The sequence below is a fragment of the Amycolatopsis sp. NPDC114505 genome (genome assembly GCF_055633615.1).
In genome coordinates this window covers 2,678,039-2,690,087 of record NZ_JBVKDV010000001.1, presented here as the reverse complement: position 1 = coordinate 2,690,087, position 12,049 = coordinate 2,678,039, and the positions used below count along the sequence as shown (strand labels likewise).

Genomic DNA, 12,049 nt, shown 5'->3' with positions numbered 1-12,049 from the left:
TAACGGTGGTGAACCGGCGGGCTCGGTGGAAGGGGATCGACGCCGAGCCCGCCGGTTGGTCTTCAGGCGGAGATCCGCCTCAGGTGCAGCACGTAACCGGCGCCGCTGACGGCCAGCACGCCGACGAGGATCAGCAGCGGCACCCAGCCGGTGTCGTGGCCGGACGGTGCCGGGCCGCCGTCGCCGCGGGGCATCACCTGGGACGTCGCGTCGTAGCCGCCCGCCTCGCCTTCGCGGGCGTACGCCGAGCCGGGGAGCTTGTCCGCGTACCGCGCCGAGACCGTCCGCTGGTAATCGGCGACGTTGACGGTCGTTCGCTCCGGCAGAGACGTGAGAAGACCGTCCCTCACGGCGTACCAAGCATCGATCTGCGGTTCGTGCAGCAGCTGCGCGCCCGCCGGCAGGGCGCGGGCGAACGCCGTCTCGACGTCGCCCGAGGCGATGTTGCCGATCTGCCAGGTGCCGTCGTCGCCGCGGACCGACCAGAGCGTCGCGGTCCGGCCGTCGGACGCCACGGCGGGCACCGCGAAGTAGGCGAAGTCGCCCGGCGTCGCGCCCGGCTTGCCCACGACGAAGTCCGGCGAGAGCTCGTAGACCGGGTAGGCGCCCGGCGCCACCTGGACCGTCACCGGCCCCTTCGCGTCCGGTGCCTGCGCGAAGAACCGCACCAGCGTGTCCTGGAGGTCCGCCGCCGCGGCGTGCGCGGCCACGGCGTCGGCGCTGCTGATGCCGGTGGCCTGGGCCGCGCCTGACACCGGGGCCGTCATCAGCAGCGCCGCGCCGGTCAGCACGGCGAGCACGAGCGCTCGCCCGCTCATCGGGAGATCCCGGTGAGCGTGTGCGTCCAGGTGAACGACGAGTTGTGCGTGTAGTAGCCGTAGGTCGACCAGTTGTAGCGCTTGGCCGGTCCGGGGTCGCCCCAGTACACCCAGTCGCGGCCGGCGTCGTAGCCGTAGAGGACGTGGGTGTGGCCACCGCCGGAGCGGTACCCGACGCGGGTCTCCACCGGCCGGTTCGCCGCCGTCTGCGTCCGGACGTCGGCGTAGGAGATGCTGCGGTCGAGGTAGCGGCCCGGCGAGGCGAACCCGAGCTTCGCGAAGGCGCGCTGCGGGTCGGCGAGGGTGCCCGGCAGGTTCGCGCAGTCCTGGCCGGTCTCGCCGTGGGCGAGCTGGCAGAACCGCGTCTGGCTGACCGCGGCGCCGTGGAAGGCCGCGATGGTGGCGCCCGATCCCGCCCAGCACCACTGGCTCCGCTGCTGGGACTGCATCGTGATCAGGGCCTGGAAGGTCGACGGCACTCCGGGCGCGGCTCCGGCGGTGACCGGCGCGACCAGGCACAACATCAGGCTCACGGCCAGTACGGCGTGGACCCGGCTCGACTTCACCAGCACGGACGGCCTCCTGCTCGAACGTGGGCGAACCAGCGGTGGTCACAACGGTGAACAACGCGGTCACAAGGAGCAAGAACGCCATCTGGATGAACGGACCGTTCCGGGGGGCGACCGGAACGCGGAACAGTCACCATCACGTGGCCAACCTCCCTGAACGGGGGTCGGCTGTGCCACTCTACGCTGCTAACGTGAACGTTCCGCGGTGTTCACGCCCAGCGCACACACTGGTCGGGTGAAGGGACGAGCGGTGGCACAAGACGGGAACCTCCCACTGATCATCGATGGCGCCCGTACGACCCGGGCATCGGTCGCCGAGCTGCCGAAAGAGCTGACCGAGGCGCTCCGCACCGGCGAGTTCCACCACGCCCTGAGACTGGCGATCGCCTACCGCGGCCTCTCGCTCGCGCGGCTGCGCGCGCACCTCGCGCTGCGCGGGGTCCAAATCGGACAGTCGACGCTGAGCTACTGGCAACGCGGGCTGCGCCAGCCCGAGGTGCCCAAGGCGCTCCCGGCGGTCCGTGCCCTGGAATCGGTCCTCCAGCTGCCCGCGGACGCCCTGGTGGTGCTGATCGGGCCGCGACTGGTCCGCCGCGGCCACCAGCCCGCGGCGTCGTTCCACGACCTGCGTTCCGGTGACATGGGGTCGATCGTCGAGGACCTGCTGGCCGAGCTCGGCGCGTACCCGTCGTCGAACCACTACAACGCCGACCTCGAGCTGCTGTCGGTCCACGACACGATCACGTTCGACGCCGAGCACCGCCAGGTCAGCCTGCGCACGCGGCTGGTGACGCGGGCGCGCCGGCACGGCCCGGACCGCTACCTGACGGTGTACAACGGCGATCCGGGCTGCCGGATCGACGACGTCGAGCTGATCACCGACGAGGGCTGCCGCGTCGGGCGGATGCGCCGCAACCCGGACGCGGACACGATGGCGACGGAGCTGCTGTTCGACCGCAAGCTCGCCGAGGGCGACATCCACGTGTTCTGCTTCGAGGTCCGCGACGACTCGGGCTCGGCGTCGCCGGGGTACTACCGGATGCTGCGCGACCGGTGCGCGAGCTACCTCGTCCAGCTGCGCTTCGACCGCAACGCGCTGCCCGCCCGCTGCACGCGTCAGGTCCGGGCGCGCGACGACGCCCTGCCGGTCGTGGCGGAGGAGCTGGCGTGCGACATGGGCGGGGTGAGCAGCGCGTTCTTCAACGACGCCGGGCCGGGGCTGGCCGGCGTCGCCGTCGAGTGGAACTGATCACGCGACTCCGGCTCGCAGGGCGGCGAACAGCCGCTCGAGACGTTCGCGGTGGTCGTCCGCCACGACGTCCGGGTCACCCCCGTCGATGAGCCGGCTCGCGGTCTCCACCAGCACCGTGGCGTAGCCGGCGATGAAGAAGGCGGCGAACAGCGTCCCGTCGCCGTCGAAGGCCGGGTCGCTCGCGAGTTCGTCGGCGAGGAGCCGTTGGAGGTCCGAGCCGATCTCGCGCACGCGCGCGATCAGGGCTGGTGACGCCGCGACCGTGCGGAAGAACGGGACCGACCCGTCCGCCACGCCGGACAGCCCGTGACGCTCGTCGAGGAGCCGGAGGGTCGCGTCGCGCAGGGACGCGAGCACGTCGACGTCCGGAGCGCGGTCGCGCACCGCGGCGCGCAGGACGTCGACCGCGTCGACCTGGCGGTCCAAGAGGAGGTCCTCCTTGCGCGGGAAGTGCTTGAAGACCGTCACGCTCGAGACGCCGGCCTCCCGCGCGACCTCGGCGACGGTGACCGCGTCGAACCCGCGCTCGAGGAACAACCGGGTGGCGACCAGCGAGATCTTCGCCCGCGTCTGCGGCCCGCCACGCTCCCCGGTCCTGGGCATCGCTCACACTCCTTCATCTCACTGAAGCTTGTGTCACTAAACTTAGTCAGTTAACTTAGTGGCATGTCCTCCGAACAGACCACCGGCATTCTCGCCGCACCCGCGCCGCGCTCCTTGCGCGAGGCCTGGGTCGCCCTGGCGGGGCTCTCCGCCGTGTTCCTCTTCGAGATGCTCGACAACTCGATCCTCAACGTCGCCTTGCCCACGATCGGCCGCGAGCTGCACGCGTCGACGACGGTCCTGCAGTGGGTGACCGGCGCCTACGCGGTCGTGTTCGGCGGGCTGATGCTGGCGTTCGGCGCGGTGGCCGACCGGTTCGGCCGTCGCCGGATCATGCTCATCGGCCTGGTCCTGCTCGGCGTCGCGAGCCTGGCGACCGCGTTCGTCTCCACCGCGGAGCAGCTGATCGCCGTGCGCGTGGCGATGGGCGTCGCGGCCGCGATGACGACCCCGGGCTCGATGGCGCTGGCGTTCCGGCTGTTCGGCGACGACGGCCTGCGCGTCCGCGCGACCACCCTCATCTCGACCGTGGGTCTCGTCGGCCTGGCGATCGGCCCGACCGCGGGCGGGTTCGTGCTCGCGATCGCGCCCTGGCAGGTCCTGCTGCTGGTGAACGTGCCAGTCGCGGCGCTCGCCTTCGCCGGAGTGCGGTTCGGCATCGCCGCGGACGACCCGGCCGGCCTCCACCGCGACCCGGTGGACCTCCTCGGAGCGGCGCTCGGCACGGCGACGGTCGTGCTGGCGCTCGTCGCCCCGACCCTGTTCGTGCACGAGGGCGCTCGAGCGTGGACGCCCTGGGCGGCCACCGCGGCGGCCGTCGTCGCCGGGTTCCTGTTCGTCGTCCGCGAGCGGTCGGCCCGCTACCCGCTGCTGGACCTCAAGCTGGTGGCGCACCCCCTGGTGTCCAGCGGCCTGGCGTTCAAAGCCGCGGCGGGACTGGCGACGGCCGGCCTCGGCTACCTGGTGACGCTGCAGCTGCAGCTCGACTGGGGCTGGCCACCCGCGCTCGCCGCGGCCGGGATGCTGCCGCAGGTGGTGGTGCTGGTCGCGGGCGGCGCGTTCGTCAGTCCGTTCGTCCGCCGGGCCGGCCTCTCGCGCGCGGCCTGGATCAGCGCGGCGGCGGTGGTGGCCGGGCTCGCCGTGTACGCCCTGCTGAGCCGGTTCGGCTACGTGTGGGTGGCGATCGCGCTGGTGCTCGTGGCCGCGGGGATGCGCGTGGTCGGCGTCGTGGCGGGGGTCAACGTGCTGCGCGGCCTCCCGGAGAACCGGACCACGATCGGAGCGGCCCTCACCGACACGGCCACCGAGGTGACGTCGGGCGCCGGCATCGCCGCGACCGGCACGATCCTCGCCGCGCTGTTCACCGGCGACATCGCTACGGCGCACTGGAGTGCACAGCAGACGGCGGAGTTCCGGGAGGCGGTGACGGTGGCGGGCTTGACGCTCACGATCGTCGCGGCGGCGCTCGTCGGATGGGGGTTCGTCCGCTCACGGCGTGCTCAGTGAGGTCGATGCTTACGCGGGTCGATCCCGGCGAAGAGTTCGACGCTCACCGCACCTCGAATCCGTTGGCCTTCGCGGCATCGGCCTGACGCTCGTCGCGGGTGACGAAGGTGACCGCTTCGCCGCCGGTCAGCTCGGCCGTGTCGTGCATCGCGACGGCGATGTGGATCGCGTCGAGGGTGCGCACGGGGTAGTTGTCGGTGACCAGCCGACGCGCGGCGGCGAAGATCCGCGACGGCTCCAACGGGATGACCCCGAGGACCGACCTTGCGTCCTCGTCGAACTGGGCCAGGAACGCGCGGGCATCCGGAATCCGGCCGGTTCGCTTGGCCGCCGTGACCGCACTCGCGAACTCGAGCCGGGTCAGCTCGCTGGTGAACACCACGTGATCACCAGCGATCAGCAGCTTCCGCAGCTCGGCGTGGTCGGGCTCGTCGACGAGGTAGGCACCGACCACCGCGCTCGTATCGGCGTAGAGGACGGTCACCATTCACCCCTGGTCCAGTCGAGTGCCTCACTGACGGCCGTACCCCAGCCGCGCGAGAGCCTTTCCAGCTCGTCGTGCCCCGGCGCCTCGCCTTCGGCCTCGAACGTCATCAGCTTGCCTTCGGCGATCAGTCGCCGTTTCCATTCCGCGCGGGTTTCGGTCTTCGCCACTACGCCCCTCAACGCTTCCGTGACCAGGTCGTTCATGCTGCGCCCCTCGGCTTCGGCTCTCGCCTTCAGCCGGGCGTGCAGCTCGTCGTCGATCCTCGTGATCAACTGTTTCACAACCCCATGATAGCGCATCACCCGTTCGAGCTATCACTGTCGCAAACGCAGAACAAAGGGCCGCCCCGAACACTCTCGGGGCGGCCCTGACCAGCGAAAACTCAGCGAAACTCAGTAGCGGTAGTGGTCCGCCTTGAACGGGCCTTCGACGTCCACGTCGATGTACTCCGCCTGCTCCTTGGTGAGCTTCGTCAGCTCGCCACCGAGCGCGGCCAGGTGGATCTTCGCCACCTTCTCGTCCAGCTTCTTCGGGAGGCGGAAGACCTCCTTGTCGTACTCCTCGTGCTTGGTGAACAGCTCGACCTGCGCGATCACCTGGTTGGAGAAGCTGTTCGACATCACGAACGACGGGTGCCCGGTCGCGTTGCCCAGGTTGAGGAGCCGGCCCTCGGACAGCACGATGATCGTGTTGCCGTTCGGGAAGATCCACTCGTCGACCTGGGGCTTGATGTTGATGCGGCGGATGCCCGGGTAGCGCTGGAGGCCCGCCATGTCGAGCTCGTTGTCGAAGTGGCCGATGTTGCCCAGGATCGCCTGGTGCTTCATCTTCGCCATGTGCTCGACCAGCACGACGTCCTTGTTGCCGGTCGTCGTGATGATGATGTCGGCCTCGGGCAGCGCGTTCTCCAGCGTGCGGACCTGGTAGCCGTCCATCGCCGCCTGCAGCGCGCAGATCGGGTCGATCTCGGTGACGACCACGCGCGCGCCCTGGCCGCGCAGGGACTCCGCCGCGCCCTTGCCGACGTCGCCGTAGCCGCACACGACCGCGACCTTGCCGCCGATCAGGACGTCGGTGCCGCGGTTGATGCCGTCGATCAGCGAGTGGCGGATGCCGTAGCGGTTGTCGAACTTCGACTTCGTCACCGCGTCGTTGACGTTGATCGCCGGGAACAGCAGCTCACCGGCCGCGGCGAGCTGGTAGAGCCGCAGGACACCGGTGGTGGTCTCCTCGGTGACGCCGCGGATGCCCTCGCCGATCTTCGTCCACTTGCCGGTGTCCGAAGCGACCGACGTGCGCAGCAGCTCGAGGAACACGCGGAACTCGTCCGAGGTGTTCTCGTCCGGGTTCGGCACGACGCCGGACTTCTCGTACTCGGTGCCCTTGTGGACCAGCATGGTGGCGTCGCCGCCGTCGTCGAGGATCATGTTCGGGCCCTCGCCGTCCCAGGTGAGCATCCGCTCGGTGCACCACCAGTACTCCTCGAGCGACTCGCCCTTCCACGCGAAGACCGGGACACCCTTGGGCTCCTCGGTCGTCCCGTGCGGGCCGACGACGATCGCGGCGGCCGCGTGGTCCTGCGTCGAGAAGATGTTGCAGGACGCCCAGCGCACCTCGGCACCCAGCGAAACCAGCGTCTCGATCAGGACCGCCGTCTGCACGGTCATGTGCAGCGAGCCGGAGACGCGCGCACCGCGCAGGGGGTAGACCTCCGCGTATTCGCGCCGCAGCGCCATCAGTCCGGGCATCTCGTGCTCGGCGAGGCGGATCTCCTTGCGGCCGAACTCGGCGGCCTCGAGGTCGGCGACGGCGAACTCGATGCCGTTGCGGGTCTCGTGCCGCTTGGCAACGCTTTCGGGGGTCATAGTGGCGATTCCTCCAAGACTCGATGACGTCCGAACACTACCGTTGTCCGCTCGACCTTCCCTAGGATCGCGTAGGAGGCCTGCACCGTGCCCATGCCCGGCCCGGACACCCGCGTCGTCGAAATCCGTGTCGCCGGCCTGGTGGGCACCAGTGGCGAGACCCTGCTCGACGCGGTCTCCACCGTCGACGTCGCCGGCGACGGGCTGGGTCGCGTGGTCCGCCCGGCGGACCGGCTGCGACGGCCGGCGCCCGGGCCCGTGCTGCCGGCGCTGGGCCGGTCGATCCCGCGGACGCTCGAAGGCTACCTGTGGCACGGGATGACCTCCGGGGGCGCCGCGAAGGCGACCTGGGCGCTGCTGTTCCCGTTCTCCCTGGCCAACGTCGCGTTCTGGATGCTGCCGCCGGCCCCGCCCGGCCGCCGGCTGCCGCGCGTGCTCGGAGCGGTGTGCCGCGGCCTGCTGCGCGTCGGCGCCCTGCTGCTGACCATGCTGCTGATGGGCCAGCTCGCGGCGATCGCGCTCGACCTGTTCGCCACGCAGTGCCTCGCGCCCGGGTCCGGCTGCCTGCCCGCGGTCCCCGACGCCGTCCGCTCGGTGCCGGCGCGGATCGCGGTCGGCGTCGTACCGCTGCTGGTCGTGATCTTCGTGCTGCACCGGATCTCGTCGGCGACGTGGGCGGTGCACGCCGACGGCGACCTGACCGAGGGGCCGCTGCGGATGCGCGCCGACCCGGAGACGCCGGCGCTGCGCTGCCTGCACACCGTCGCGGCGCTGGCCTCGGTCGCGCTGCTGCTGCTCGGCGGGCCGTTCCGGGTGCCGGGCGACGGCTTCGACCTGGTGGTCTGGATCGTCACGCTGGCGCTGGTCCTCGCGACGGTCGTCGCGGCCGCGATCGGCGTCGACACCGGCCGGTTCGCCCGGCCGGGGGTGATCGCGCTGGCCGCGCTGCTCGTCGTCGTGGCCGCGGTGCGGCTGCGGCCCGGCGCGGGCCCGCTGCCGGGGACCAACGGCGTCGTCGAAGGGCTGGGCGCGGCGCTGGTCGCCGTCACGGTGCTGTTCGCGCTGTTCCTGGCCCCGGCCGCGCTGCTGGCGCGGTCCGCCTGGGTGCACAAACCGCGCCGGCTGCGGCCGTGGCTGGGCGGCTGGGCGGCCGCGCCGGTGCTCGCGCTGGCCGGTCTGCTCGGCGGCGGATTCGGCGCCGGTCTCGCCGAAGCGCTCCGACGGCTTTCCGGCGCGGAGCCCCTGCGCGTGCCCGACACGTACCTGCTGGTCACGGTCCTGTGGGGAGCCGGGCTGGCGTTGGCCGCGGTGCTCGCTGTGCTGGGTTTCGCGGTCGCCGTCCCGGTGCGCCGGCTGCGCCGCGGCGTCCCCGCGATCGTCGAGCTGATGGAGCACGACGAGCACCAGGAGGCCCAGGCCGCGGCGGCGTGGGCACGCTCGGCGTGGGAGCGGCGGCACCTGCACCACCTGGCCCTCACGGTGGCGTCGGCGATGTCCGCGGGCGGCGCGGCGCTGCTGGTGCTGCGGTTCGGGTTCGGGCTGGTCCCCGGCTGGTTCGGACCGCTGTCCGCGATCGGCGTGGTCGCACTCGGCGCGCTGGCCGCGGGCCTGCTGCGCGTCGTCTACACGGCCGCGCGGACCCCGCAGCGCAGCCGGCACCTCGGGGCGCTCGCGGACCTCGTCTGCTTCTGGCCGCGGGCGGCGCACCCGACCGTGCCGCCGTGCTACGCGCTGAAGGTCGTCCCCGAACTGGCCGCGCGGGCGCGCGAACACCTCGCCGAACCGGGGACGCGGGTCGTGCTCTCCGGCTACAACCTCGGCAGCCTGCTCACGGTGATGGCCGCCGCCCGGCTGGCGGCCGAGCTGCCGGCCGCCGACCTCGAACGCGTCGGCGTGCTGACCGCCGGCTCCCCACTGCAATGGGGTTACCAGCGTGCTTTCCCGGCGTTGCTCCCGCAGGAATCGCTCGAAACGCTCTTCGCCGACCTCGACGGCCGCTGGCGCGCGCTGTGCCGCGGCACCGACATCTTCGGCGGCGGCGTGACAACTTGGCGGCACGAGGTCTCCGACCGGCAGCTCTACGGCGTCGGCTACCAGCCCGAAGGCGGCATCGGCCCGCTGAAGGCGAAGGCCGACGCGAACGGCGTCCTCATCCTCGGCGGCGACCACTGGCTGCCGGACCCCCTGCGCGGCCCGACCGGACGGCACCGCTGGGCGCCGGGGGTCCTCAAGCACCAGGACTACGTGGTCGACGCGGAGTGGGACCACGCCGTCGCGATGGCCGCCGGCCTCGGCAAACCCACCGGCGGTGAGCAGGGCCTGCTCTTCGGGGACTTCCCCCTGAAACAGTGAAGGCCCCTCGCCGGAGCGAGGGGCCTTCGACCGTGAGCTAGCTCAGCTTCACTCGGAAGCCTTGCGACGGAACTTCAGCAGCGCGAGCAGGCCGCCACCGCCGAGGATCAGCAGGCCGGCGATCCAGACCAGCCACATGTTGTCGAAACCGGTGTTGGCCAGGCCGCCGCCAGTACCGGACTCGTTGCCAGCCGGGACGACGGCCGGAGCCGTGGTGCTGGTCGGCGCGACGGTCTCGGAGGACGCCGGAGCGCTGGGCTTCGTCGTCTCGGTCGGCTTGGTGGTCGGCGGGGTCTTGGTCTCGGTCGGCTTCGTGGTCTTCGTGCCGCAGAGGTACCAGTGGTCGATGTCGGCCTGGTGACCGTTGCGGCTGAACGGCGCGCGCAGGTCGTTCCACGGCGCGGTCTTGCCGAGGCCCTTGGCGCCCGGGGTGTAGTCGTTGAAGCCGTCGTCGCCACCGACGACGACGATGCGCGTCACCGTGACGCCCTCGTGCACCTCGGAGATGTTGAGGCGGTTCTTGACGATCTTGCCCTCGACATCGGTCTGCTTCAGGTCGGTGCCCTTGGCACACGGCGTCGCGTTGCCCGGCGTCGGGTGCGGGCGGGTGTCGTCACTGTGGCAGGCCAGCGCGGAACCGGCGGTGCCGATGAGGGCGGCGGTGGTCAGCGCCATGATCGCGACGGCGCCGCGGAAGGTACGTCTGCGCATTCAGAACTCCTGATACCGGCGGGGAGGTAGCACTTGCGAAATCTGGGGTCGCGAAGCCACCGAGCGTGCGAATCACGCTGCTGTAATTCACCCGTCAGTGGCACGCGAAGGATCGAAAGGTATCGCACGTCACTCGGTCGGCTACACCGGGTCCCCTTTTAAGCACGAAACGCAAGATCGTCCGATGTGAAGTTCCGCGAAAAAGCCCCGCCGACCTGCGCGAACGCGGATCGGCGGGGCTTCACGAACGGGTGGGTGACGCTAGGCCTCCGGGGCCTTGAGGGGCTCGTCGAGACCGTCGGCCTGCCGCTTGCCGAGCAGCGAGTGCCGGCGGCTGTAGGCGAAGTAGATCACCACGCCCACGATCATCCAGGCGACGAACCGCAGCCACGTCAGCACGGTCAGGTTCAGCATCAGCCACAGGCACGCGAGGATCGCCAGGATCGGGATCAGCGGCACCAGCGGCACCTTGAACGCGCGGGGCAGGTCGGGCCGCGTCCGGCGCAGGATCAGGACACCCGCCGAGACGAGCACGAACGCGAAGAGCGTGCCGACGTTGACCATCTCTTCGAGCTTGTCCGCCGGGAAGAAGCCGGCCGCGAGCGCGACCAGTCCGCCGACGATCAGCGTCGCGCGCTTCGGCGTGCCGTGCTCGCCCGTCTTGGCCAGGCCGCGCGGCATCAGGCCGTCGCGCGACATCGCGTAGATGATCCGGACCTGGCCGAGCATCAGCACCATGACGACCGTGGTCAGGCCGGCCAGCGCGCCGAAGGAGATGATGTTGGCCGCCCAGTCGACGCCGTTCGCGGAGAACGCCGTCGCGAGGGTCTTGTGGCTGCCGTCGCCCGCCGACGTCGACAGGTCCTTGTACGACGTCATGCCGACGACCACCAGCGAGACCGCGACGTACAGCACGGTGACGATCGCCAGCGAGCCCATGATCCCGCGCGGGACCGCCTTCTGCGGGTTCTTCGTCTCCTCGGCGGTCGTCGCGACGATGTCGAAGCCGATGAACGCGAAGAACACCAGCGAAGCGCCGGCCAGCAGGCCGAAGACGCCGTACGAGCTGCTCGCACCGCCCGCGATCAGCGAGAAGAGGGACTGGTCGACGCCGGTCTCGCCGGCACCGCCGGTCGAACCCGGCGGGATGTACGGCGAGTAGTTGGCGCCCTTGATGTAGAAGATGCCGAGGATGATCACGAACAGCACGACGGCGACCTTGATGCCGGTGATCACCATCGAGACCCGCGAAGACAGCTTCGTGCCGACGGCCAGCAGGATCGTCAGGATCGCGACGACGACCAGCGCGCCCCAGTCGACGGTCACGCTGCCGATGTCGAACGTCGTCTTGGCGCCCTTGCCGAAGAGGTAGCCGAGCACCGTCTCGAGGTAGACCGACCAGCCCTTCGACACCGCGGCCGCGCCGACGGCGAGTTCGAGGATCAGGTCCCAGCCGATGATCCACGCCATGAACTCGCCGAACGTGGCGTAGGAGAACGTGTACGCGCTGCCCGCGACCGGCACGGTCGAGGCGAACTCGGCGTAGCACAGCGCCGCCAGCGCGCAGGCGATCGCGGCGAAGACGAACGCCAGCGAGACCGACGGGCCGGCGTAGTCGCCGGCCGTCCGCGCGGTGAGCGTGAAGATGCCGGCACCGATGACGACCGCGACCCCGAACACCGTGAGGTCCCACGCGCTCAGGTTCCGCCGGAGCTTGGTATCCGGCTCGTCGGTGTCCGAAATGGACTGTTCGATGGATTTAGTGCGCCACAATCCCGTTCCGGGCACCGTTGACCTCCTGCGGCTGGCCTGCGTGTATCGCGGTAGGTCACCCTATCGGGTCAGACGCGTGACGGCTCACCGAGCGGCGAGAAGTGGATCTTGAA

The 12,049-nt window shown here is 70.9% G+C and carries 11 protein-coding genes; 3 read left to right on the top strand and 8 right to left on the bottom strand.

What is annotated here, in order from left to right; all coding sequences use genetic code 11:
* Positions 1–62 precede the first annotated feature (62 nt).
* Positions 63–818, bottom strand: coding sequence for a hypothetical protein (locus ACZ7OU_RS13395; RefSeq protein WP_470255212.1), 756 nt, complete (start codon positions 816–818; stop codon positions 63–65).
* Positions 815–1,390, bottom strand: a complete 576-nt coding sequence (locus ACZ7OU_RS13390; protein WP_470255211.1) for a papain-like cysteine protease family protein — start codon at positions 1,388–1,390, stop codon at positions 815–817. The genes ACZ7OU_RS13395 and ACZ7OU_RS13390 overlap by 4 nt, the downstream gene beginning before the upstream one ends.
* A gap of 247 nt (positions 1,391–1,637) precedes the next feature.
* On the opposite strand from ACZ7OU_RS13390, the gene ACZ7OU_RS13385 reads away from it, so the two are divergent.
* Entirely contained in the window at positions 1,638–2,636 is a 999-nt protein-coding gene (locus ACZ7OU_RS13385; RefSeq protein WP_103341215.1) for a hypothetical protein, read from the top strand.
* On the opposite strand, the gene ACZ7OU_RS13380 is transcribed toward ACZ7OU_RS13385, so the two are convergent.
* Entirely contained in the window at positions 2,637–3,242 is a 606-nt protein-coding gene (locus tag ACZ7OU_RS13380; protein ID WP_470255210.1) for a TetR/AcrR family transcriptional regulator, read from the bottom strand.
* Between the two features lie 63 nt (positions 3,243–3,305).
* Here ACZ7OU_RS13380 and ACZ7OU_RS13375 point away from each other — a divergent pair, with 63 nt between their 5' ends.
* On the top strand, positions 3,306–4,748 hold the full coding sequence (locus tag ACZ7OU_RS13375) for an MFS transporter (protein ID WP_470255209.1): 1,443 nt from the start codon (positions 3,306–3,308) through the stop codon (positions 4,746–4,748).
* A gap of 43 nt (positions 4,749–4,791) precedes the next feature.
* Here the strand turns inward: ACZ7OU_RS13375 and ACZ7OU_RS13370 are convergent, their stop codons facing one another.
* The 3 genes from ACZ7OU_RS13370 to ahcY form a co-directional block, all read right to left on the bottom strand.
* On the bottom strand, positions 4,792–5,235 hold the full coding sequence (locus ACZ7OU_RS13370) for a type II toxin-antitoxin system VapC family toxin (RefSeq protein WP_470255208.1): 444 nt from the start codon (positions 5,233–5,235) through the stop codon (positions 4,792–4,794).
* Positions 5,229–5,516, bottom strand: coding sequence for a FitA-like ribbon-helix-helix domain-containing protein (locus ACZ7OU_RS13365; RefSeq protein WP_364384930.1), 288 nt, complete (start codon positions 5,514–5,516; stop codon positions 5,229–5,231). The genes ACZ7OU_RS13370 and ACZ7OU_RS13365 overlap by 7 nt, the downstream gene beginning before the upstream one ends.
* A 111-nt stretch (positions 5,517–5,627) precedes the next feature.
* Positions 5,628–7,100, bottom strand: coding sequence for an adenosylhomocysteinase (ahcY, locus tag ACZ7OU_RS13360; RefSeq protein WP_470255207.1), 1,473 nt, complete (start codon positions 7,098–7,100; stop codon positions 5,628–5,630).
* 93 nt (positions 7,101–7,193) lie between these two features.
* On the opposite strand from ahcY, the gene ACZ7OU_RS13355 reads away from it, so the two are divergent.
* Entirely contained in the window at positions 7,194–9,452 is a 2,259-nt protein-coding gene (locus ACZ7OU_RS13355) for a hypothetical protein (protein ID WP_470255924.1), read from the top strand.
* Positions 9,453–9,500: 48 nt separating this feature from the next.
* Here the strand turns inward: ACZ7OU_RS13355 and ACZ7OU_RS13350 are convergent, their stop codons facing one another.
* Both ACZ7OU_RS13350 and ACZ7OU_RS13345 read right to left on the bottom strand, forming a co-directional pair.
* On the bottom strand, positions 9,501–10,163 hold the full coding sequence (locus tag ACZ7OU_RS13350; protein ID WP_470255206.1) for an LPXTG cell wall anchor domain-containing protein: 663 nt from the start codon (positions 10,161–10,163) through the stop codon (positions 9,501–9,503).
* 261 nt (positions 10,164–10,424) lie between these two features.
* Complete coding sequence (locus tag ACZ7OU_RS13345) at positions 10,425–11,951, bottom strand: amino acid permease (protein ID WP_470241668.1); 1,527 nt, start codon at positions 11,949–11,951, stop codon at positions 10,425–10,427.
* Positions 11,952–12,049 lie beyond the last annotated feature (98 nt).